This is a genomic window from Paenibacillus sp. FSL R5-0887, assembly GCF_038002305.1.
In the GTDB taxonomy this organism is placed as follows: domain Bacteria; phylum Bacillota; class Bacilli; order Paenibacillales; family Paenibacillaceae; genus Paenibacillus_AQ; species Paenibacillus_AQ odorifer.
Genome location: NZ_JBBOCE010000002.1, coordinates 2,626,550 through 2,651,044 on the forward strand (window position 1 = coordinate 2,626,550; position 24,495 = coordinate 2,651,044).

Genomic DNA, 24,495 nt, shown 5'->3' on the forward strand with positions numbered 1-24,495 from the left:
ACTATTCCTTTAAGTTGATTTTTTCAAGAACAAAATCAATGATCTTCTTGGAGTCGGTAATAACAGAGGCTTGCGCTATCATCCCTACACGAAGCTCTCCACGTTCACCTCTGCGATTAACAAGTGGGTCATTGGATATCGTTGCCTCCACCAGATAGTAGCTTAGACCGTCTTGCTGAACAATTGAATCTGTGCTGATAGATGTAATCGTACCTTTTTGGGAACCGAAATTTTGTTTAGGAAAGGCTGAAAAGCTGAAATCAACTTTATTGCCAATCGCTATTTTTCCTGCTTCAGCATTAGGTACAGCGATGCTCATTTTATATTTTGACTCGTTGCTAGGTATAATGGAGATCAAGGCTTCGCCGGATTGTACCATGTCCCCGATGCTGGTTTCTTTTAAAATATTAATGGTCCCGGAAATTGGTGCTATCAGCAGTCTTTTGTCTCGTTCAAGCTCAAGTCCCTTAACAGCCTCTTGCAGCGTAATTAAGGTTCTTTTATTTTCTTCTACTGCTGAATGAATCTGTACAATACGGTCAAGTTTCAGTTTTTTCAATGAGGTTGCTTCAGATGAACGGTTAAGCTTCTCTTGATTCAGTAGATCATTTTGCTGCTCAGCCAGCTGTTTCTTTTGCATTTCTAAAGTTTTTCGTTCTGAAACTGATGGATCGTGCCCATTTTTTAGCAAATCGAGGCTGACCTCTATTTCAACCAATTGCTGATTGTAATTGGTGATATTGCTTTCTGAGCTGAGCACGGCTTCGGTTTGGAATTGGTTGATTTGCAAATATGAACTTTCATATTGATGCTGTTCATCTGTAATCTGGGATTGAGGCACAAGGCGGTCCCCCAAGCTGAGCGAACGATTGTAGATTTCTTTTTTCTCAGCAGATTGTTTAGACAGTTGGACATATTTAATTTGGTATGTATTATATTGTTCCGTCCGTTTGGTATCTTCAATTGGAAGAAGATTTTGATTCTCTTTGATGGATTGCACAAGCAATTTCTCGTTTGCAATTTCAACATTTAGCAGTTTCTTTTTTCGTTCCAATTCAATTTTATTCTGAAGAGATTTATCCGAACTAGATTCGGCACTAAAGGTAGCAGAATCTTGCAAGCCTATATTCTCGTGAATGGCAGCTGTAAGCTGATCCTGGGTTCCTTGAAAGGTCTGCTGCTGCTGGCTGTATTCAAGGAGAAATTGTTCTACCATGTCATAATAGTAACCCTCATCTGCACGTTCAGAAGAAAACTGATTATCTAAATTGCTAATGCTTTGTTTATACAGCCCGAGATAGTGCAGTTTCTTAGTGAGCTTATTGATTTCTGAATTACGATTTGATAATTCTATATCAAGTTCTTTATGCTCAAAGGAAATTAACTGCTCGCCCTGCTTAATTTGCATCCCTTCATGGACATATACCTGTTCCACTTTTCCCATAGATGAAGTCTGAATGGTACTGACTTTTTCATTGGGTCTAACTACAGCAGAGGCTTTGGCAACTTCATCGATCTGGCCAAAATAGGACCAGACTAACGCAGCCCCCAATAGAATGAATAAGATAAGTATGAAAATGGAAATCACAGGACTGGTCTTGGATTCCATGATTTCTCTGCTATCTGTCATTTCTGATAAGTTATGTATTTGTGCGCTCATACAAGAGACACCTCGCCTACTCCTGCGGCATATTGATGGTTATGTTCTTGTTTTTGTTCAACTCCAGGGAGTTGATCTTTCCACAATTCATAGTACTTTTCACGGTAATCCAGAAGCTCTTGATGAGTTCCATGCTCAATAATCCGTCCTTGATCCATGACATAAATCCGGTCACAACGCATGATTGTACTCAACCGGTGAGCGATAATAATCGTAGTCATGTCTTCAAAAGCATTAATCGTCTCCGATACAGCCTTCTCCGTTGTAGAATCCAGATTACTAGTGGCTTCATCCATTATAAGAATATCGGGCTGTTTAAGAACTGCCCTGGCGATAGCTAGTCGCTGCTTCTGTCCCCCGGAAAGGTTAGTAGCATTTTCTTCTAACAAAGTGTTGTAGCGGAGTGGAAGCTGATTAATGAATTCGTGTGCCTGTGCGGTCTGGCAGGCCGAAACAATTTGTTCCAGATCCGTATCCTGATTGACACCCAGACATAAATTTTCCCGGATTGTTCCGCTAAAAAAGAAAGTATCCTGTGATATATATGCGATTCGCTGTCTCAAGCTATCTAAATGAATATCTTTAATATTGTAGTTGTTAATTAAGATATCGCCTTTTTCATGTTGGTAAAATTGCATGATCAATTTGATCAGGGTGGTTTTACCCGAGCCGCTCTCACCGACAAAGGCGACTTTCTCGCCCTGTCTAAGTCTCAAATCAATATCATGAAGTACAAGGGAACGTGTACCATATCTGAAGCTGACACGATCAAATCTAATATCACCTTTTAATGAAGCAGGTTGAATCTTCTTGTCCTCATCCTCAAGCTTCTCCGCTTCTAAGTCGAGTATTTCCCCCAATCGGTCCGCCGCTACAACAGCTGTTTGCAGGGTAGGCTGGAGATTGATGAGATTTTGAATAGGTTCAAGGAAGTAAGCAAGTAATGAGTTATAAGTGATAAGTTGACCCATGGTCATATTTCCTTTTATTACTTGATTACCACCTACCCAGAGGATGGCTACACCTCCAAGCAACTGAACCACACCTTTTAGCGAGCCTTGTATATTATTGAAAATACCAAAGCTGAACACGGATTTCAGAAACGTGATGAATTTCTGTTCCGTCTCAAAGCCAACTTTAGACTCCGCATGGTAGGCTTTGACCGTCTCGATACCGTCTATGGATTCAACGATGTAGGAGGTAAGTTGGGCGTTTTTCTCCATTTGTTCACGGTTTAACCGGTCGAATGGCTTGTGGAATCCCCACACTAACGCTAGATACAAAGGAACCAGCAGCACAGTTACACCAAATAAAAGGGCACTTTGCGAATAAAGAATGATCCCCCCAGCAATAACCATGATAATATCGATCATGATGGTTAGGGTTGCGCTGGAGATGGCATCCCGTACCTTAGAGGCATCCATAAGTCTTGAGATGATTTCCCCCGTCTTGCGAGTACCAAAAAAGTTCATGGGTAGCTTCAACACATGATGGTAATAGCCGAGAATTAGCGAAATATCAAGCTTTTGGCTCAATGTTAGTAGAATGTGACTACGAAAAGCGTTCAATAAAACTTTGAATAGATATAGAATGATTACTCCAATGGATACTATATTCAGAGTCTTCTTTAAGCCAAAAGGAAGAATCTCATCTAGCAGAAATTGAAAATAAAAGGCTGATAATATACCTAATATTGTATAGAGCATGGATGTCAAAAAAATTCCTAGTAGCATTCTTCTCTGAGGAATAAGTAAACCAAAAAAACGAGTGAATAAACCCTTGGACTCACCACCCTTTTTGAACTGAGGGGTAGGAACCATTAATATGAGAACACCGGTCCAGATTTTAAAGAAGTCTTCTGGTGTATATTTAACAATGCCCTTCGCAGGATCCGAAACGACAACTGTTTTTTTTGTGATTTTATGAATAACAACGTAATGCAATAAAGTTTGGTCTATGACCACATGAGCAATAGCCGGAAGGGGGAAATCTTCGAAGAATGCCTCGTGAGTCCCTTTTACAGCCTTGGCAGTGAATCCTAATTTTTCAGCAGCTTTAACAAGGCCATAGGCGCTGGTACCCATTTTATCGGTTCCCGACATCTCGCGAATTTTAGTTATAGGATAGTTGAGACCATAGTTTTTACTTATAGTGGCGAGACAGGCAGCCCCGCAGTCTTTAATATCTTGTTGTTTGACACATTGGTATTTAGTGAATGCCATATAATCCTCCGAAAAGCAATTATTAAATGATGATTTTATATTGTGACCTGTGCTATACAATGAATCATTTATCTTTGTTGCTCATGTAAAATGCAATGAAAAATCCGATCAGGCCTAACGCCACTAATCCTACGCTTAATAAAATATCTCCAGATCTATTGTCACTTCGAATAATACCTTTTGAAGTTAACATATCTAATATGACTAAAGAAAAATAGATGAAAGCATAAATAAAAACTGCTATAAATGTCTTGTTTTTATTTTTCTTATATATATATATACCTGTTAGAAAAATTAAGAAATTCATTATAAACCATTGGGATGGGAGGATTATATTAGGTCTTACAATTAATAAGAATGATATTACTAGCCCTAAAGTAATGTCTATTCTAATTAGATACGATATTAATTTATCTATTTTCAAAAAAATCACTCGCAATCTATTTATGATTATTCTCTTCTTTTATAGAAGAAAAGATGGAGACATATCCATCTGAAGATGAATGTCTCCATCAAAATTTAGAATGAAGTACCCACTAAATATCCGGCAGCCACTGTACCACTTATGTAGACAACTGCGGCTGTGGCTGTTACTGGTGCGGCAGCAACAGCAGACATGATTGTAACCATACCTAACACTCCTGCACCTACCTTGGCCCAATCAACGCCACCATCAATATTGATACTATCTTCAAGTGTAAGTTCTGAAAAACTAGGGGCATATGAAAGCATTTAATTCCTCACTCCTTATAACAGATATTTAATGTTTTAGTCCGCTACCAGTAAGATATCCAGATACTATTGATCCACCCACTGCCATAATCGCAGTAGGAATCGTTACTGGTGCTGTGGTAACAGCGGCTACCACGGTTACCATTCCCAAGACTCCATAAGCAACATTATCCCAATTTATACCTCCGGAAATCTCCATCGTTTCAATGTTGGACAATGTTGAAAATTGACTATTAAGACTCAGTTCCATTCTATTCACCTCCTTTCGAGATAGACGAGTTTTGACTAGTTAAAGAAGACTAGGATTGATGCCAATACAAATATCTATTTTTATATTTTCACTAGTACCTTCAGATAAGTTTATATTATATGCGGATGTTATTTGATGTAGATTGTTTTGAGAGATATATTTGACTAAAAATTCATAAGCAGAATTGATGCCATTCATTTTACCTTCATACATCAAGCAAATTGCATTTATTAACTTGAATTCTTGCTTATATATAAAAGGGGGATTTTTTTTAATTTCTCCTTTTACTGGTACCATAATCTCAAAATCCACCATCTCTATGCCATTATTTCGGGATACAGAATGAGTAGAAGTGATTAAAGGACCATTCTTTTGGAGGTTATAGTTGTTTAGTGAAAGGATAAATTCGTTTAGTTTATGATGTAAACAACTGGAAGGAATAGTGTTGCGATATGAGACTAAATTAAAATACTGGAATGTTTGTTTTTCATTAATTTTATACAATTCCACTGTGTTATCTCCTTAGAGGTTTCTTTTTTCTATGACTTAAGGCACATTGAATAGAAGAGAGTGTAAGGATAATTATTAATAATAAATGGGGCATCTAGCGGTTATTTAAGTTCTACAAATGTAATTATGGTCTTTATAACAAAGTTTGAAAATATCCCCCATTGGATATTTACTAATATGAATAAATATGTTAATAGTTGGTTGAATCTTCAATATTTAAATATATAATGGTATCATTTTACATTATAAATGATGGAAATCAGGAGGAGTTGGAATTGACAGTAACATACGATCAGACAAAACTTTGGTGTTCAGCTGAAGATCTAAAAAAGGAACAAATGGATTCTATCTCTTCATTGGGTAAAGTCAAAAGTTCAAAGGCCCCACAAAGAACGAGTGCGCACTCTTTTGAGGAGATTGGCCAGGAATCTATTTATCACGAGGCAATGATTCTTTCCCTACATAACGAGATGATTAAAATTAGTAAGTATATATCGGTAGATTTTGCGGCTTTTCTAACAGATGATATGGGGGGAATTCTCGATCTGTATTTCTCTTCAGTACATATAAAAGAAGAATTTGATAAGGCAGGAATAAGAGTTGGGAAGAGTTTTGCCAAACAGGATTTCGGGCTAAATGGTGTTTCACTTTCTATGGAAATGAATTCTATTGGAGTAGTTAAAGGGAGCGAACATACGAATTCTATATTTTCTAATTGGAACTGTGTATGTTCTCCTCTCTACTCAGATGGTGTTATAAGAGGCTATGTAGATATTTCTTTCTACAAAGGACTGCAAATCGAATTTGCTATTCCATTTATGCAACAGATAGCTGAAAACGTTACCGAGAAATGGATGTGGAGTAACCCTGAGATGCAGTTACTTAGACTAGAGTTTAGTTTTGAACAATTCAACTTGACTGCCCGAGAAAAAGAGGTGGCTCAAATGTGGTTATGTGAAAAAAGTGCATTGTGTATTTCTAACGAGTTGGGAATTAGTGAAGGTACAGTTAGAAATGTAGTGAAGAGCATATATAACAAAATGAATGTAACTGACCGTTGGCAGTTCACTAAGAAACTTTCATTTAATCCCGTACATAATCCAGAACTTCTGTATGTAAAATAGCATTTTTTAATATGAGAAAAGGAGACCACGTGTTAAGTGGTCTCCTTTATTTAGTGCGCCCAGCCGATAGTTATGGATTTCGTCCGAAAAGACAAGGGCATGATGCGGTAAGGAAAGCCAGAGCATTCATGAAAGAGGGATATCGATTCGTAGTCGATCTAGACTTGGAGAAATTCTTTGATCGCGTCAACCATGACCGACTGATGATGAAGATTTCGGCTAAAGTGAAGGACAAGAAAGTTCTCCTGCTGATTCGTAAATATCCTCAGTCAGGTGTGATGGAGAACGGGCTAGTAAATACGACAACAGAAGGGACACCGCAAGGTGGTCCACTCAGTCCGTTGTTATCTAACATCGTTTTGGACGAGCTCGACAAGGAACTCGAGAAAAGTGGACACCGCTTCGTCCGTTATGCGGACGACTGTAACATCTATGTGAAAACACTAAGAGCAGGAGAGCGAGTGAAGGCATCCGTCACCAGATTCATTGAGACAAGACTAAAACTAAAGGTGAACCAAGCGAAGAGTGCGGTGGACCGCCCATGGAGACGGAAATTTCTTGGGTTTTGCTTTAGTAGCGATAAAGAGCCCAAGGTGAGGATAGCAAAACAGTCCTTGCAGAAAGCGAAGGCTCGAATTCGGGAGATAACGTCCCGGAAGAAAGCGATGCGAACGGAAGAGCGAATCCAGGAGCTCAATCGATACTTGATGGGATGGCACGGATATTTCTCGCTGGCGGATACGCCAAGTGCCTTTAAAGCGATGGATATGTGGATTCGAAGGAGATTGCGAATGTGTCTCTGGAAGCAATGGAAGAGCCCGAGAACCAAAGTCAAAAGGCTTATATCCTTAGGCGTGCCTAAGGATATAAGCCTTTTGAGTGGGGAAATACTCGGAAAGGGTATTGGCGAATTGCAGGGAGTCCAATTCTGCAACGTGCATTGAATAACCAATATTGGGAATCCAATGGATTAAAGAGTGTATTGGACAGATACAACTCCTTACGGAAAACCGCCGTATACCGAACGGTACGTACGGTGGTGTGAGAGGCCGGGGGCTCGCCGCCCCCTCCTACTCGATTTATTATTGAAATATTAACCGCAAGAACAATTCAAAACCGGCTTACGCGCAGCCTGTGTCTCATCCAAACGGCTAATCTCTGTGGTATGCGGTGCGTTGATTACGATTTCCGGTGTCTCCTGCGCTTCTTTAACGATCTGAATCATCGTATCGATAAAGCCGTCTAGCGTTTCTTTACTTTCGGTTTCCGTCGGCTCGATCATCATGCATTCCTCAACGGTCAGAGGGAAGTACACGGTTGGCGGGTGGTAGCCGAAGTCGAGCAATCGTTTAGCGACGTCTAAGGTGCGCACGCCATATTGCTTGAGGTTTTTGCCGGACATAACGAATTCATGCTTACATACACCCGGATATGGGATTTCAAAATACGGCGCCAGACGGTGCATCATATAGTTCGCATTCAGCACGGCATTTTCGGATACCTCACGTAGTCCGTCTGGACCATAGGTGCGAATGTAGGCATAGGCACGAACCAGAATACCAAAGTTTCCGTAAAAAGCTTTCACGCGTCCAATGGATTCGGGTCCGCCGAAGTCGAGTGAGAAGCTGCTATCTTCACTCTTCACCACAGTAGGTTGTGGTAGGAATGGAATCAAGATGGATTTTACGCCGACTGGTCCGGCCCCAGGGCCGCCACCGCCATGTGGGGTGCTCATTGTCTTATGCAAGTTCAGATGCACAACGTCAAAGCCCATGTCGCCAGGTCGGGTAATGCCCATAATGGCATTGGAGTTGGCTCCATCGTAATAGAGTAGGCCGCCTGCTTCATGCACGATCTCAGCAATCTCGACGATTTGGGTTTCGAACAAGCCGAGTGTGCTTGGGTTAGTCAGCATTAGTGCGGCTGTGTCGCTACCGACGGCTGCTTTCAGTGCTTCAAGATCGACCATTCCTTTATCTGTGGAAGGGATCGTGATCGTTTCAAGTCCTGCTGCTGAGGCACTAGCAGGATTGGTTCCGTGCGAGGAATCCGGCACGATAACCTTAGTACGCGTCTCGCCGCGACTTTCATGGTAGGCGCGGATCATCATGAGGCCGGTCCATTCACCATGAGCACCTGCGGCAGGCTGTAAGGATACAGCATCCATGCCCGTCAGCGCGGACAGATCATTTTGCAGGGTATACATTAATTCCAGTGCGCCTTGAATACTTTCTTCCGGTTGGTAGGGATGAATTTTGGCGAAGCCGGAGAAGCGGGCAACATCTTCGTTAATCTTCGGATTGTATTTCATCGTGCATGAACCGAGTGGATAGAAGCCATTGTCTACACCAAAGTTACGACGTGAAAGAGAAGTGTAGTGGCGAATGACATCCACTTCCGATACTTCTGGAAGTACGACGGGTTCGCTACGGAGTAAACCTGATGGAATCAGGGACTCCAAGGTTTCTTCCTGTGGTACATCGCATAGTGGCAAGGAGTAGGCCGAGCGGCCCGGACGGCTTAATTCAAAAATTAGACTTTGCTCCGGTTTCATAAACAGCCCTCCAGTGCGCTAGCGAATTGGTCGATTTCGGTTTTGCTTCTTTTTTCCGTTACGGCAACCAGCATATGTCCAGCAAGTTCAGGATAATCACGACCCAGATCATAACCGCCGAGATAACCGTCCTTCAGCAGCTTAGAATTAATAGCGGTCACGCTGCTGCCTTCAGGAAGCTTCACAACAAATTCGTTAAAGAATGGGGAGGAGAAGGCAAGTTCAGCACCTGTTAGTCCGCTAAGTTTATTAGCAGCGTAATGGCTTTTGCGAATATTTAGTTCGCCTACTTCACGCATGCCTTCTTTGCCCATAACGGACAAGTAGACGGATGCGCAGAGAGCCAGCAGTGCCTGATTGGAGCAGATATTCGATGTCGCTTTTTCACGACGAATATGCTGTTCACGCGCTTGAAGTGTAAGAACGAAGCCACGTTTACCATTACGGTCTACCGTTTGGCCAACGATCCGGCCTGGCATGCGGCGCATCAGGTGATCAGCTACGGCAAAGAATCCGCAAGTTGGACCCCCGAGAGAAGCTGGAATACCGAGTGGCTGAGCATCACCGACTACGATGTCGGCTCCAAGTTTGCCCGGAGTTTCAAGTACACCAAGAGCTATTGGGTTGGCGCTGACTACAAGAAGACCTTTAACCGCGTGAATCAGCGGCTCAACCGAGCGAAGATCCTCAATGCTGCCGAAGAAGTTAGGCGATTGCATCAGTACTGCGGCAGTATCACCATCGATAGCTTCAGCAAGCTTAGCTTGATCGGTAACACCGTCTTTATAGTCAATCTCCACCACCTCCAGACCCCAAGCATTAGCCGAAGTACGTAGCACTTGGCGAGCCTCAGGATGAACGGTACGGGAGACGATTAATTTTTTGCGTTTGGTAGCACCAGCCGCGAGAACCGCTGCTTCGGATAAAGCTGTAGCACCATCATACATACTGGCATTGGCAACTTTCATACCGGTTAGTTCGCAAATGTAGGATTGGAATTCGAAGATCGCTTGCAGCTCACCTTGGCTGATCTCCGGTTGGTAAGGAGTGTAGGCAGTGTAGAATTCAGAACGGGAAATGACATGGTTGATGACCACAGGGATGTGATGATCGTATAATCCGGCACCGAGGAAGCTGGCGTGAGAATCAAAGTCGGCATTTTGGTCAGCCAAACCTTTCATGTGGCGCAGCAGGGCGTATTCATCGAGTGGTTCAGACATCGGCATAGTGCCTTGGTAACGTACCGCTTCAGGAATATCGGAGAACAGCTCATCTATAGACTGAATCCCGACGGCCTCCATCATCTCTACGCGGTCCTGTTCTGTCATGGGCAGATAACGGTGCTTCATTAAGGTTTCACTCCTTGGCTTTTTTAAAATATAAGAAAGTACAATTTTCACGCTATACTTTATTCTTCTATTTCTCGCTTAAAAGCTCACCGTCCTTATATGGACGCTAAAGGCGTTTATACTTGTAAAAAGGGGCCTTAATCACTACAGCCTTAAGCTGCTTGCCGCGTATCTCTACGTAAACCTCTGTGCCTATTTCACTGTAAGCAGCATCAAGCAATGCCAACCCCAGGTTACGTTTCAGCGTAGGAGACTGTGTTCCGGTTGTGACCTCACCAATCTTAACGCCATCTGCCCAGACAGGATAATGGGAGCGTGGAATGCCTCGATCAATCATTTCTAGGCCGACAAGGCGACGGGGAATGCCAGCTTCTTTTTGCTGTATTAGTGCATCGCGTCCGATAAAGTCTATTTTGTCCAGCTTCACGAAGAACTGTACTCCTGCTTCAAGCGGGGTGATATCAGCAGATAGCTCCTGACCGTACAGTGGTAATTTCGCCTCAAAACGCAGGGTATCCCGGGCACCCAGTCCAGCAGGTGTTAATCCGTGGGGCGCGCCTGCTGCAAGCAGTCCATTCCATAACGTTTCTGCACCTTCCAGCGGAGAGCAGATCTCGAAGCCATCTTCACCGGTATAACCCGTACGGGAGATAAGTACCTCTACACCGCAAACGGTAGCGCGTTCGATGAAATGGAAAGACTTGAGTGCTGAAATAGGGGCATCAGTAACTTCCGCGAGAATGGTCTCTGCCAGAGGACCCTGCAAGGCGAGCAAAAGCGTCTCGTCAGAGACATTAGTGAGCGTGACTTCGCCGAATTCAGAGGTCAAATGCTCTTGCAGCCATTGGAAGTCCTTGTCGATGTTGGAGGCATTAACGACGAGCATATAATGCCCTTCGCTTAGGCGATACACGAGTAGGTCGTCGACAACTCCGCCATTTGGATAACAGAGCAGCGTATATTGCGCCGCACCATCTGTGAGGCGGCTGACATCATTGGTTGTCATTTTTTGCAAAAAGTCTTCTGCGCCGCTCCCAATCACCATGAATTCACCCATATGCGAGACATCGAACAGCCCAGCCTGCTGGCGAACGGCTTCGTGCTCTTTCACGATACCTGTAAACTGTACTGGCAGCTCCCAGCCACCGAAGTCAATGCACCTGGACTCCGCATAAGCGGAATAGAGATCATAAAAAGGTGTTCTTCTCAAAGCATCCATGTCGTCACTCCCCTTGATCTGATTACATACGAAAAAAGGACAGGCAGAAGCAATCATGCATAAATGCACAAATCGCTTTCTGCTCTGTCCTTTGTACCTGAGAGTTACCCTGCCGTAACTAGCTTGCAGGTTTCCCCGTTGGTGATCTGACGCATCTAGCCTTGCGTCTGATGCTCTCCAGAGATACGTCCGACAAAGGTCCTTTTGCCTGAGAGATTCACCCCTGTTAGGGCTTACTCCTTCGGCGCCGTCTTCAAGTGAGACAGTCTCTCCCTATGCCATCATCCGCAATTATATTTCTTCGAGAAACGGTTATTGTCTATAAAAAGACGACAATGTCATTTCTACTTGTATGTCTCCATTAAACGGGTATAGTCGGGCGCTGTCAACAAGAAAACGTCGAAAAAATGACAAATTTAAATTTCCTGTTAGTAATATTGACATTGTGAGCCGGGATAACTTAGGCTATAACTAAATTTAGAACTCCAAATTGGAAATGAGGCGGCTTGAAATGAGTGAAGTATTAGACAACCTTCTTTACAGCGAAGAGCATGAATGGGCACAGCAAGTAGAAGGACGAGTAGTACGTGTTGGGATTACGGACCATGCTCAGCATTTATTAGGCGACATCGTATTTGTTGAGTTTCCTGAGGTAGGATCGACCATTTCGGCCGGTGACAGCGTAGGCAGTATCGAATCCGTTAAGACGGTATCGGAGTTGTATTCGCCCGTCTCTGGGACGGTTACCAAGGTGAATGATGGATTAGAAGCTAGTCCGGAGCTTATCAATGATCAGCCGTATGGCGGGGGTTGGATTTTTGAGATTGAAGTTGATGGAGAGTATGCTGATGCTGTAAAAGGTCTGTTAGATGCAGCTGGTTATAGCGCGTTAGTTGCTGAATAATTGGAAATCGGGGACGGAAAATAGTCTGATCAAGTGTGATATTTTTAGCAGCAAGTTTCTGTGATTCGGGGACTTGCTGTTTGTGTTTCTTATGTAGATTGTGCGAGTATTCGTAAACCCAATCGAGTGGTTTGAGGGTCTAGTGGAGTATGGAATTAGGGAAAACCTCCCTCATTTTAGACGATTATAGCGTGAGAGTTAGGGTTTTAGGGAATTCCTCCCTAATCATCTCGGTAAAACCACTATTTCAGACTAAAAAGAGTAATAATCAGGGAGAAATTCCCTCATTCCGCGATTGGATACGATAATAGGTGAATAATCAGGGAGGTTTTCCCTAATTAAATTGGATGAAGCCCCTTGTAAGCTCAATGTGGTAATTGCAAAGGCCCCTGCCGCCGAACTTAGCTCTGAGCGCAAGCAACTATATTTTATTCCACCTCTTGAAGCTGTCGAAGTACAATGATCTCTACGCGTCGATTTTTCTGTTTGCCTGCTAGCGTAGTATTATCTGCTGTTGGTCGGGTATCGGCATAACCTGCATATTGAAAAGTGTCCGGGTTCAGTCCTTCATTATCTAAGAAAAAGCGCAGCACAGAAAGCGCACGAGCACCCGATAGCTCCCAATTGTCGTTATAACGTGAAGCTGATGACACTGGTGTATTATCCGTATGTCCTTCAATGCTGATCGTTGCTCCGATATCTTTGAATAAGCCAGACAACTGCTGAAGAGCAGGAAGGGCTGGTGACTTCACATCTGCTTTACCCACATCAAAAAGAAAACGGTCGCTGAGCGTGATTTCTATGCCCTGCGGTTTGTCGGCTACAAATATTTGTTCACCGAGATTATTCTCCTCCACATAGTGGGTGATCACACCCATTAACTCAGCAAGCTTCGCCTCTTGTTCTCGAAAAGCCAACTCCCGTGCTGAAGGTGTTTCATTCTCCGTTTGTTCATCAGAACCGTCATTTGGTTTTGTAGTTGCGTTCGCATTCCCATCTGTACTCTCTGGTTTGTTGTCAGGGGTCTTTCCAGCATCTAAAATACCATCCCCGCCTTCAAGAACAGTGCTGTTCGACTTGAAAGTCTGGGATAAAGAGCCGGTCACGATATTATATTTGTCAGTGTCCAGGCTGCTCATCGCATACAATATAACGAAAAATATAAGTAAAAGTGTAATTAGATCAGCGTAAGTAATCATCCAACGATCACGGCTTTCTCGATTCTCTTCCCGCCGTTTGCGCCGGTCTCTTTGTCTCATATAAAACCTCTTGCTTCTGCACGGTCATCTGTGGTGGTGTCTGAAATGAAGGAGTTCAGTTTTTTACGCACCAGCAGCGGATGATCCCCGTTCTGTAGAGAAAGAATGCCTACTAGAAGCATCTCCATGCTATGCAGCTCACTTTGGCTGCGGGATTTGATTTTGGAAGCAATGGGTAAAAATATTAGATTAGCGATGGCTACTCCGTACAGTGTTGCAGTGAACGCTACTGCGATAGAGGTACCTAGATTTGATGGGTCCGTAAGGTTGCCCAGTACCCTAATGAGTCCCATAACTGTACCGATGATCCCCATCGTTGGAGCATATCCGCCAGCGGCTTCAAAAATCTTGGCGTAGCTTTCATGCTTCAATTCTTTCGCATCCATTTCCAATTCCAAAATCTGTCTTACCTGCTCAGGGTCAGTGCCATCGACGATAAGCAACAGTCCTTCGCGTGTAAAAGGATCAGGATGCAGTTCCGCTTGTTTTTCGAGCATTAAAACGCCGCCGCGGCGGGCCACTGTGGCCATTGCGATAAGCTCTTCTGCTTTCTCTTCATCACGTTCAGGATTGCGGCCAAAAGCCATGCGCAGAGCGGCGGGAATGGAGCGTAGCTTAGCTGCCGGGAAGCTGATCATTACGGCAGCAATCGTACCTCCAAATACAATCAAAGCTGCATTAAGCTGCAGCAGTCCGGAAAGGCTTCCGCCTTCCCAGAGGTAGCCGCCGATTAGCGCAGCCAGTCCGGCCACTAGGCCGATTATTGCGGTAATATCCATGCTTCAAGCTCCTAACATTTCTGTGTATTATGGTTTGCATCGATCTAAGCAACACTGTATAATGAACGGGAACACATATTCTTATCTTCCATATTTTTTACTATCGTATGGAGAGAGAAGATTCAGACAACAATTATAATATATTAATCTAGTTTAGACGATAGAGGGGAGACGGGCAAATGAGTGATATTGTCGTCAGTACGAAGACTTTTGAATTGGAGTCCGAGTATACACCCCAGGGCGATCAGCCTCATGCCATAGATGAATTACTACAAGGCATCCGGCAGGGTAAGAAGCACCAGACGCTGCTGGGAGCGACAGGTACAGGGAAGACCTTTACTGTCGCGCAAGTTATTTCCAAATTAAATCGCCCCACGCTGGTTATTGCGCATAACAAGACACTGGCTGCCCAGCTGGCAAGTGAGTTTAAGGAGTTTTTCCCGAATAATTCGGTAGACTATTTCGTCAGCTACTACGACTATTACCAACCAGAGGCGTATATTCCCTCCTCCGATACTTATATTGAGAAAGATTCCAGTATTAACGAAGAGATTGATAAACTTCGCCACTCCGCGACAAGCTCCTTGTTCGAACGGCGTGACGTTATTATTGTAGCGAGTGTGTCTTGTATTTACGGTCTCGGTTCACCAATGGAATACGGAAGCTTGCTGTTGTCCTTGCGGGTTGGGATGGAGAAACCGCGCAATGAGATTCTGAGCAGACTGGTGGATATTCAATACCAGCGCAATGATATCAATTTTGTACGCGGAACATTCCGTGTACGTGGTGATGTGGTTGAGATCTTCCCAGCCTCTCAGGGTGAACATGCGATTCGTGTTGAATTGTTTGGGGATGAGATTGAGCGGATCACTGAAATAGATGTTTTAACGGGCGAATTGATCGGTGAACGCGATCATGTCGCCATTTTTCCGGCTTCTCACTTTGTTACCAAGGAAGAAACGATGCGTGTAGCAATAGTCAATATTGAACGGGAGCTAGAAGAGCGGCTGACCGTGCTTCGTGACGCAGGCAAGCTTCTGGAAGCGCAACGTTTGGAACAACGGACACGTTACGACATTGAAATGATGAAGGAAGTGGGTTTCTGTTCGGGGATCGAGAACTATTCCGGGCCACTAACCTTCAGGGAACCGGGAGCAACTCCATATACGTTAATGGATTATTTTCCTGATGATATGTTAATCGTCGTAGATGAATCCCATGTTACCCTTCCGCAAATTCGGGCGATGTATAACGGTGACCGGGCGCGTAAAACAGTGTTGGTAGAGCATGGTTTCCGTCTGCCTTCTGCACTGGATAACCGTCCGCTTCAGTTCGAAGAGTTCGAAGATAAAGTAAACCAGATCATTTACGTTTCCGCGACACCTGGACCTTATGAAATGGAACACTGCGAAACTATGGTGCAGCAGATTATCCGTCCGACTGGTCTATTGGATCCAATCATCGAGGTCCGTCCTACAGAAGGTCAGATTGATGATCTGATTAGCGAAATCCGTGACCGGGTTGAACGCGATGAACGTGTACTCGTTACCACTTTGACGAAGAAGATGTCGGAGGATCTGACAGACTACTTTAAGGAAATCGGGATTAAGGTTCGTTATATGCACTCTGACATCAAGACGCTGGAACGGATGGCGATCTTGCGGGATCTTCGTCTCGGTACGTTCCATGTACTGGTAGGGATTAACCTCCTGAGAGAGGGTCTCGACTTACCGGAGGTATCTTTAGTTGCAATTCTCGATGCCGACAAAGAAGGGTTCCTTCGTTCCGAACGTTCACTAATTCAGACGATTGGCCGTGCGGCTCGTAACTCTGAGGGTCGTGTAATCATGTATGGTGATCGGATCACTGATTCGATGGAGAAGGCGATGAGCGAAACATCGCGCCGTCGCGCCATTCAGATTGCCCATAATGAGAAACATGGCATCACCCCAACCACTATTAATAAAAAAGTGCGTGACATCATCGAGGCAACGAAGGTTGCTGAGTCTAAAGCTGATTATCTCACAGGTGTTGGTGGCAAGATGAATAAGAAAGAAAAACAAAGTCTGATCCAGCGTCTGGAAGCTGAAATGAAGGACGCTGCCAAGAACCTGCAATTCGAACGCGCGGCAGAGCTACGCGACGCATTGCTGGAGCTTCGGGCTGAGTAACAAACCATTAATGCATCACCGATATTTAAAATAGGTATTGAACGGTGCTGTCCTAGACCGTTCTTTTTGAATCAATAGAGGGTCGCGTATCCCGCGATGTTTATGACACTTATGCGTATCCGCAGGGACAGCACCATGCAATGAACTTGGCATTTATGCGTATCCCGCAGGGACAGCACCATGCAACGTCTATGACAGTTGCTTGTACCTGCTTTTAGGTAGTGCGAGAATGTCCAAGCGGTCCCGCAGGGATAAGCGCTCCGAGCGTCGTAGTCACTAAGTTACCTCCCACCATACTCCTTCTCCAGAAAATGCGGGTGTCCAGAGGGTGCAACCCTTGGGGCCCTCCCTTGGAAGGGAGGGTTTGGGAGGGATCGAAAGGCTTTGAAAGGGCTTTGAAAGGGCTTTGAGAATATTTTGAAATAAAGTTGAAATAGTTTTTTTAAAAGGAGAGGTTCCGTTGGCGAACGAAAATATTGTAATTAAAGGCGCGAGGGCGCACAATCTCAAAAACATCGATGTGACGATTCCACGTGACCGTTTCGTCGTGCTGACGGGACTTAGCGGCTCAGGTAAATCATCGCTTGCATTTGATACGATTTATGCTGAAGGACAACGGCGTTATGTTGAATCTTTGTCGGCTTATGCACGTCAGTTTTTGGGACAAATGGAGAAACCAGATGTGGATTCGATTGATGGTTTGTCCCCGGCGATATCTATAGATCAGAAGACAACAAGCCGGAACCCACGCTCCACGGTAGGTACAGTTACGGAGATTTATGACTATTTGCGGCTGCTCTTTGCACGTATTGGTCATCCCCATTGCCCAGAGCATGGCATTGAGATTACCTCCCAGACCGTTGAACAGATGGTAGACCGGATTATGCAGTATCCAGAGAAAACTCGGTTACAGATCCTGGCGCCAATCATTTCAGGACGTAAAGGTGAGCATAAAGGACTTTTCACAGATATCTCTAAGCAAGGCTTCGTACGTGTGCGTGTGGACGGGGAGCTAAGAGATCTGTCAGAGGATATTGAACTAGAAAAGAATAAAAAACATACAATAGAAGTTGTGGTAGACCGGATCGTTGTTAAAGACGATGTGGAGACCCGGCTGACGGATTCACTGGAGACGGCGCTTAAGCTTTCGGGCGGTAAAATCCTTGTTGATATCATCGGCCAGGAAGAGCTGCTTTTCAGCTCTAACTTTGCTTGTCCAATTTGTGGTTTTAGTATTGAAGAGTTGGCACCACGGATGTTCTCTTTCAACAGTCCGTTTGGAGCTTGTACAGAGTGCGATGGACTTGGCATGAAGATGGTGGTCGATCCAGACCTGCTTATTCCTGATGCTGAGAAATCCATTGAAGAAGGTGCTTTTTTAGCTTGGACTGGAAGTACTTCTAATTACTATCCGCAATTTCTGAAGTCGGTTTGTGAACACTTTAAAATTCCTCAGAACGTTCCGGTAAGCAGTCTGACACCTGATCATATGAATAAATTACTGAACGGTACAGGCAGTGAGAAGGTCCGCTTCCGTTATGAAAATGATTTCGGTCAAAAGAAAGATGCGATGGTTGCTTTTGAAGGGATTATACCTAACCTCGAGCGGCGTTACCGTGAAACTGCTTCGGATGGTATTCGTGAATTTATCGAAGGATTTATGAGTGCTAAGCCATGTCATGTATGTAAAGGTAAACGTCTGAAAAAAGAAATATTAGCTGTGACTATCAATGATCATAATATTTCTGATGTTACGGACCTTTCAATAGGAGACTGTCAGCATTGGTTTGAAGAGATAAAATTGAGCGAAAAAGAAACAGCCATCGCCAATCTCATTTTAAAAGAGATCTGCAATCGGCTTGGATTCCTTGTGAATGTAGGCTTGGATTATTTGACGCTTAGCCGTGCAGCGGGTTCGCTTTCCGGTGGTGAGGCGCAGCGTATTCGGTTGGCTACTCAGATCGGTTCAAGTCTCATGGGTGTATTGTACATTCTGGATGAGCCAAGTATTGGTTTGCATCAACGAGATAATGATCGCCTGATCTCTACGCTTGCGCATATGCGTGATTTAGGCAATACGCTGATTGTTGTAGAGCATGACGAAGACACGATGATGGCAGCGGATTACATTATTGATATTGGTCCGGGCGCAGGTATTCATGGTGGACAAGTTATGGCTCAAGGGACGCCAGAAGAGATTATGAAAGATCCGAATTCATTAACGGGTGAATATTTAAGCGGACGTAAATTTATTCCGGTTACCGCTAAACGCCGTCCTACCGATGATCGCTGGGTAGAAATACGTGGTGCTAAAGAGAATAACCTGAAAAATGTGAATGTGAAGATTCCATTAGGTGTATTTACAGCGGTGACAGGTGTATCGGGTTCTGGTAAATCCTCGCTTATCAACGAGATTCTTTACAAGAGTCTGGCACGGCAGTTGAATAAGGCTGTGAAGGTGCGTCCTGGTCAGCATAAAGAAATTCGTGGACTAGAAAATCTCGATAAGGTTATTGAAATCGATCAGTCGCCAATCGGGCGGACGCCGCGTTCCAACCCAGCAACCTATACAGGTGTATTCGATGACATCCGTGACCTGTTCTCCAAGACAAATGAGGCTAAGGTACGTGGTTTCCAAAAGGGACGCTTCAGCTTTAACGTAAAAGGCGGACGTTGTGAAGCTTGCCGTGGAGACGGGATCATTAAGATTGAGATGCACTTCTTGCCGGATGTGTATGTCCCTTGCGAAGTATGTAAGGGCAAACGGTATAACCGGGAAACACTAGAAGTGAAATATAAAGGCAAAAACATTTCAGATGTGTTAGAGATGACGGTAGAGGACGCAACAGAGTTTTTTGTAAATATCCCGCGTATCCATCGTAAAATGCAAACATTGATGGATGTAGGACTTGGGTATATTAAGATTGGTCAACCGGGAACCACTTTATCCGGTGGTGAAGCACAGCGGGTAAAATTGGCTTCTGAGCTCTACCGTCGCAGCACGGGTAAAACACTTTATATTTTGGATGAGCCTACAACAGGCCTGCATGTAGATGACATTGGTCGTCTGCTTGAGGTATTGCATCGTTTGGTGGATTCCGGAGAATCGGTTCTTGTTATTGAACATAATCTGGATGTAATCAAGACAGCGGATTATATCATCGATATGGGACCGGAAGGTGGTAGCGGCGGTGGTACCGTCCTGGCAACAGGGACACCGGAGAAGATCATTACAGTCACAGAGTCTTACACAGGTAAGTATCTGAAGCCGGTTCTGATTCGTGATACAGAGCGGACCGAAGCGCTTATGCTTGAGACGGCGGAAACCCTCTAAATAAACAGTAAGTAATATAACCTATGTATAATAAGGCCTCGGTATCTTGCCGGGGCTTTTATTGTAGGATTATCCGGTAATTATACGAAAGACGGCTCATAGATATATGATGTGATCTTTCTAGCAAAAGTTATACGGATTCTATAGAAAAAATGGATTTAATAATAGGTAAGGTAGGCATATGTAGGACATGTTCGTAGTAAGATTCAATGAGGAGTATTCTGTTGATAGAGTTAACGGGTAAGTGATTAACATTAGGGTCAAAAGTTCCTTGAAAACCGAATAATTAATCCTTCATATCACTCTATCAAATAACTGTTTATTAGATTAGGGAAAACCTCCCTGATAATCACAAAATGAGCTGATAATCGGTCAATATTAGGGAGAATTTGCCTAATTCATTAAAGCCTAAATTTCGAGCCCAGAGTTCTAAGTTCTAAGTTCTGAATTCCAATTCCAATTCACTGCTCAATTTATCTCATCTCTAAAGCAGTTAACGGACTTTCTATTGTAACCTTCACGACGAAAGAGTTGATTGGACTCACAGCACTTTCACTAAGCCGCCCCAATTGTCAGTGATTAATCTCATCGTTATTACGGATTTTGCAGGTATAAAATATATTTTTTACGACAAATACATAATTTTTCTACAAAACCTATTGCATCGCCCAAATGGTAGCGATAACATAGAAGGTGATATGGGGATTACTGGATCTTGCTTGACAACATTTTTGAGGAGGTAAGGTTATGCTGCTTGCAGAAGTTGCCGCGCAAGGACCGTCTAAATTTCATACCTTTGATGTGTTTATGATTTTATTTACCATCTTGATTTTGGTCGGGGTTGTTCGACTATTGAAAGCTCCCCAGAAGAACAAATTTGCCATTGGTTTTGGAGCCGTTAGTTTGCTGGTTTTTGTGATCTCTGACTATGCCATGGTGATGCATTGGTTAAGTTAATGAAAGAACTAAATTGAACAGCTTTGCACCAAAAGACTCCTTTAACGCCATGGGCGCATTGAAGGCGTCTTTTTTCAAATAATATAATGTAAAATTTATCCATGAGCAAAGAGAGGGTCTGGTGAGGAATGAGGAGTGTTGGGGAGAAGCTGGTGAAGAAAGGATTAGGTCTATTACTGTGCGGCGTAGTGCTGTCGGGAGTATGGAGTCAGTCGGTGTTTGCTTTTGATAGTACTAGTAAGGTGGTTAGTAAAGCAGCGGCAGAAGATCCGATACCTGGAATTATTAAAAGTATCACTCCTTCTGTTGTGGGCATTATCGGCAAAGACGAGAGTGGCGGGAATAGTGGCCCGGATGATCGGTACAATCTGACGCATGGCTCCGGCATCATTGTGAAATCGAACGGATGGATTGTAACCAATGCTCATGTAATCAAGGATCTGCAAAATGCCATAGTGGTCACTTCGGACTCCAAAACCTACAGCGTTAAAGAAACCTATCTGGATGAAGTTAGTGATCTGGCGCTGATCAAAATTAATGCCACCCATTTAAAGCCCGCCAAGTTTATTCCAGCGAATAGCAAAACAGTGGTTGGGGAGAAGGTTATTGCTATCGGAACACCGATTAGCTTTTCTCTACGAAACTCAGCGACTGTAGGCGTTATAAGTGGTCTTAACCGTGAGGTAGATGCGGCTTATCGTCTTATCCAGAGTGACACTGCGATTAATCCCGGAAACAGCGGAGGGCCGCTTGTAAATATGAAAGGTGAGGTGCTGGGAATCAACAGCCTGAAATACTCAGCGGTGGGTGTGGAAAATATGGGGTTTTCGATTCCAGCGAATACTGTGCAGTATATTATGAACCAGCTTTTAAAATATGGTGAGGTACAGCATCCGAGTCTAGGGCTAGAGCTGGAGGCGAGCTGGTCTACGATTGTGGGATTGCCAACGCTGGACCCGCTGTCCGTCACTAAGGTGGTGTCTTCAGAAGCGCTCAAGTCAGGGGTTGCTGAAGGGGACGTCTTGTATAGCATCGATGGGCATCGTGTGGTCTCACTAGTTGATATTAATGAATTGTTCAAAAGCTACCTGCCGGGAGCAACTGTGCGGCTGGTTATGCAAAGCGATGGGGATATCGTCGTCCGTAAACTCGTGCTCACTCAAGGTGATCCATTGTTAAGCGGAGATGATTATGAAACGGATGGGGACGAGCACGCGGAAGAGTGATTAGCAAACTGGAGAGGGGGACGGTAAATGGGCTTTAAAATTTTAAAACAAGGATTTTGTGCGATGCTGACCTTATTACTGCTATTTTCTATATTACCCATACAAACAGTATTAGCTTCACAAGGAGATAAGCTACAGCTGAGTCTAAAAGTTGGCAGTACTTCAGCTACGGTGAATGGTAAGAAGGTGGCTATCGAGCGGCCTTATACGGAGAATGGAACGGTTATGGTCCCGCTTGGGGTTTTTAAAAAGACGTTTGGCAGCACTGTTTCCTTAGAGCAGAACAATGTTGTAAAAGTAACCTATGGTGCTCATTCAGGGGTGATGACGATTGGGAGTGATATCGCTTGGAAGGATGGGATCAAAGTTAAACTGGGCTCAGCGCCCCGGATGGTTTCAGACGTGCTGATGGTACCGCTACGTTTTGTAGCTGATGTGTTAGGTGCGACTCTCTCTCAAGGGAGTGGGGGTGAGCTAATGGTTACCCTAGTGCCTATAGACAACGAAGAAGAAACGCCAGAGGAGACTGGGATTGACAGCGATGTTGGTAAGACTCAAATTGGGAACAGCTATTTTCAATGGACACTGAATTATCCCTCTGGGCTGATTGCTGGAAATAGCGGTGGAGATGAAAGTGTGGCTACCTTTTCAAGTGCGGACAATCTATATTATGTGGAGATTCATGTAAGTGACCAGGCGGTTGCGGTGGATGCGGATGGGCTGCTGGAACAGCTGGTTCGGGAGGTCGAGGCAGGTGGGGAGTTGATATTGGATCGGGAGTCGTTCCCCAAGGCCGCGGTACCTTATGCTAGATTGATCAGTAAAGATTCCAGTGGAGCGCTCTGGGAGAGCAGACTGTTATATGCTGAAGGTCGACTCTACGAGATTTATTTGACGGATAACAAAGCAGTTAATTATAAGGATTTTGCTAAATATACAGGATTACTTAACTCTTTCCAGCCTTCTTTTGATACTAAAAGCAAAAAAATCCGTGATCTTTCTACGGTGAAAAGTGGATTGCGTGACGCGTACAATGAGGACTATGGGATTTCACTACAGGTTCCCGCAGATTGGAGTAAGGACGACCAGCATCTCTATTACGAGAGTAAGCAGGGAAGTCATCTGAGTGTGGCAGTTACCTCGGCACCTGCTGGTTCTACACTAGAGAGCTGGGCTGAAGATCTGAAAATGAAAACTAAAGAAAACTTTGTAGCGGATGCTTATATTCTGAAAGACAGCAACAAGTCGGAGATCTCGGGCGTATCCGCACAAATTAATGAGCTACAGCTAAATTACGGCAACGGTGTTACTACAGAATATCAAGCTCTCATACTCAAAAATGGGTATCGTTATTATTTTGAATATGTAACAGCAGTTGGGCAAGATGACGATAAGGCAAAATTCAAAGCCATCATATCCTCTATTGATATTGATTTTGCTCTGCTGAAGGAGAACTTCGGGCGGCTCGCTAGTGATGATTATAAGACGCTCAAAAATAAGACATTAACCAAAGTATCCAAAACCTACGGCTATGCCATCGATATTCCAAGTTTATGGACACCTTATCAGGATATTTTTGAGACGCAGTCGATTGAATATCGGTTCAGCGGAGGACGTCTACAGATCAACTCAAAACCCGAGGGTTCAGTGGAGTATACAGTTAATGTGCTCAAAGATGCTTATCAAAATAAAAATAATGATCCCAAAGGCCCTCGTATAGAAGGTGTAGTGGAGTCTACCATTGCGGATGTCCCTGCTACGATCATAACTGCACATCAAATCAAAAATGGTATCCCTTTTCGCAGTAAGCAGGTTGTGTTTGGTAAAAATGATGTGGTCTACACAATTACCGTTACGCTGAATGATGCCAATGCCACTGCAGAACAGCAGGCTCTGTTAGACAAGACACTACAATCGTTTCGGTTTACAGGCAGCAAGTAGTTAAAAGAGTACCAATGTCGTAGTTGACACACGAATAGAAGCGTGTAATTCAATCAGACGAAGAACGTCCCAGTTGCCGATTTGGCTTGGGGCGTTCTTTTTTTGTATAAAGGGGGAAAAGTAATATGAGGTGTACGATTGGAATCGTTTGTCACAATTTATTGATATCGCTAGGTTCGGAGCCAATGTTATCCAAGTTGGGTATAATGTGAATAGCTAAAGGGTGGATTGATGTATTTGATAAAACATTCTATCGTATGTCCCGTATGTCACGGAATTCCTAGTGAATTGTTGTAAATGTTGC

The 24,495-nt window shown here is 43.9% G+C and carries 17 protein-coding genes, 1 pseudogene and 1 riboswitch; of the genes and pseudogenes, 8 read left to right on the forward strand and 10 right to left on the reverse strand.

The genetic code is table 11. From position 1 onward, the window contains the following. Position 1: 1 nt before the first annotated feature. From MKY14_RS29385 to MKY14_RS29405, 5 genes are all read right to left on the reverse strand, one after another. Positions 2-1,660, reverse strand: a complete 1,659-nt coding sequence (locus tag MKY14_RS29385) for an HlyD family efflux transporter periplasmic adaptor subunit (protein ID WP_340977975.1) — start codon at positions 1,658-1,660, stop codon at positions 2-4. Beyond that, complete coding sequence (locus tag MKY14_RS29390) at positions 1,657-3,882, reverse strand: peptidase domain-containing ABC transporter (RefSeq protein WP_076123804.1); 2,226 nt, start codon at positions 3,880-3,882, stop codon at positions 1,657-1,659. Before MKY14_RS29390 ends, MKY14_RS29385 begins: the two co-directional genes overlap by 4 nt. Before the next feature lie 519 nt (positions 3,883-4,401). After that, the gene (locus MKY14_RS29395; RefSeq protein WP_076123801.1) at positions 4,402-4,614 is read right to left on the reverse strand and encodes a hypothetical protein; all 213 of its coding nucleotides are present in this window, start codon (positions 4,612-4,614) and stop codon (positions 4,402-4,404) included. 28 nt (positions 4,615-4,642) lie between these two features. Then, positions 4,643-4,864, reverse strand: a complete 222-nt coding sequence (locus MKY14_RS29400; protein WP_076123799.1) for a hypothetical protein — start codon at positions 4,862-4,864, stop codon at positions 4,643-4,645. A gap of 39 nt (positions 4,865-4,903) precedes the next feature. Next, entirely contained in the window at positions 4,904-5,374 is a 471-nt protein-coding gene (locus MKY14_RS29405; protein WP_076123797.1) for a hypothetical protein, read from the reverse strand. 275 nt (positions 5,375-5,649) lie between these two features. Here MKY14_RS29405 and MKY14_RS29410 point away from each other — a divergent pair, with 275 nt between their 5' ends. Beyond that, positions 5,650-6,498 carry a helix-turn-helix domain-containing protein gene (locus tag MKY14_RS29410; RefSeq protein WP_340977977.1) on the forward strand — a complete coding sequence of 283 codons (849 nt, stop codon included), beginning with the start codon at positions 5,650-5,652 and terminating at the stop codon, positions 6,496-6,498. 68 nt (positions 6,499-6,566) lie between these two features. Continuing rightward, positions 6,567-7,543 (forward strand): annotated as a pseudogene (locus tag MKY14_RS29415) (reverse transcriptase domain-containing protein); the annotation flags it as partial. Between the two features lie 48 nt (positions 7,544-7,591). Here the strand turns inward: MKY14_RS29415 and gcvPB are convergent. The 3 genes from gcvPB to gcvT form a co-directional block, all read right to left on the reverse strand. Further along, positions 7,592-9,052 (reverse strand): aminomethyl-transferring glycine dehydrogenase subunit GcvPB, encoded by a 1,461-nt coding sequence (gene gcvPB / locus MKY14_RS29420; RefSeq protein ID WP_076182165.1) that lies wholly within the window; start codon positions 9,050-9,052, stop codon positions 7,592-7,594. Further along, the gene (gcvPA, locus tag MKY14_RS29425; RefSeq protein WP_076279169.1) at positions 9,049-10,401 is read right to left on the reverse strand and encodes an aminomethyl-transferring glycine dehydrogenase subunit GcvPA; all 1,353 of its coding nucleotides are present in this window, start codon (positions 10,399-10,401) and stop codon (positions 9,049-9,051) included. Before gcvPA ends, gcvPB begins: the two co-directional genes overlap by 4 nt. 106 nt (positions 10,402-10,507) lie before the next feature. After that, the gene (gene gcvT, locus MKY14_RS29430; RefSeq protein WP_340977980.1) at positions 10,508-11,620 is read right to left on the reverse strand and encodes a glycine cleavage system aminomethyltransferase GcvT; all 1,113 of its coding nucleotides are present in this window, start codon (positions 11,618-11,620) and stop codon (positions 10,508-10,510) included. Positions 11,621-11,806: 186 nt separating this feature from the next. Next, positions 11,807-11,905, reverse strand: a riboswitch (glycine riboswitch). Between the two features lie 226 nt (positions 11,906-12,131). Here gcvT and gcvH point away from each other — a divergent pair. After that, on the forward strand, positions 12,132-12,524 hold the full coding sequence (gene gcvH, locus MKY14_RS29435; protein ID WP_036678614.1) for a glycine cleavage system protein GcvH: 393 nt from the start codon (positions 12,132-12,134) through the stop codon (positions 12,522-12,524). A gap of 428 nt (positions 12,525-12,952) precedes the next feature. Here the strand turns inward: gcvH and MKY14_RS29440 are convergent, their stop codons facing one another. Next, a complete protein-coding gene (locus MKY14_RS29440; protein WP_340977982.1) occupies positions 12,953-13,783 on the reverse strand; it encodes a flagellar motor protein MotB in 831 nt (276 codons plus the stop codon). Continuing rightward, entirely contained in the window at positions 13,780-14,562 is a 783-nt protein-coding gene (locus MKY14_RS29445) for a flagellar motor protein (RefSeq protein WP_076123782.1), read from the reverse strand. Before MKY14_RS29445 ends, MKY14_RS29440 begins: the two co-directional genes overlap by 4 nt. 179 nt (positions 14,563-14,741) lie before the next feature. On the opposite strand from MKY14_RS29445, the gene uvrB reads away from it, so the two are divergent. From uvrB to MKY14_RS29470, 5 genes are all read left to right on the forward strand, one after another. Further along, positions 14,742-16,733 (forward strand): excinuclease ABC subunit UvrB, encoded by a 1,992-nt coding sequence (gene uvrB, locus MKY14_RS29450; RefSeq protein WP_036678623.1) that lies wholly within the window; start codon positions 14,742-14,744, stop codon positions 16,731-16,733. Positions 16,734-17,193: 460 nt separating this feature from the next. After that, entirely contained in the window at positions 17,194-20,067 is a 2,874-nt protein-coding gene (gene uvrA, locus MKY14_RS29455; protein WP_076137311.1) for an excinuclease ABC subunit UvrA, read from the forward strand. A gap of 747 nt (positions 20,068-20,814) precedes the next feature. Further along, a complete protein-coding gene (locus MKY14_RS29460) occupies positions 20,815-21,024 on the forward strand; it encodes a DUF2759 family protein (RefSeq protein WP_036678627.1) in 210 nt (69 codons plus the stop codon). 128 nt (positions 21,025-21,152) lie between these two features. Then, positions 21,153-22,250, forward strand: coding sequence for a S1C family serine protease (locus MKY14_RS29465; protein WP_076123778.1), 1,098 nt, complete (start codon positions 21,153-21,155; stop codon positions 22,248-22,250). A gap of 27 nt (positions 22,251-22,277) precedes the next feature. Continuing rightward, a complete protein-coding gene (locus tag MKY14_RS29470) occupies positions 22,278-24,191 on the forward strand; it encodes a stalk domain-containing protein (protein WP_340977984.1) in 1,914 nt (637 codons plus the stop codon). Positions 24,192-24,495 lie beyond the last annotated feature (304 nt).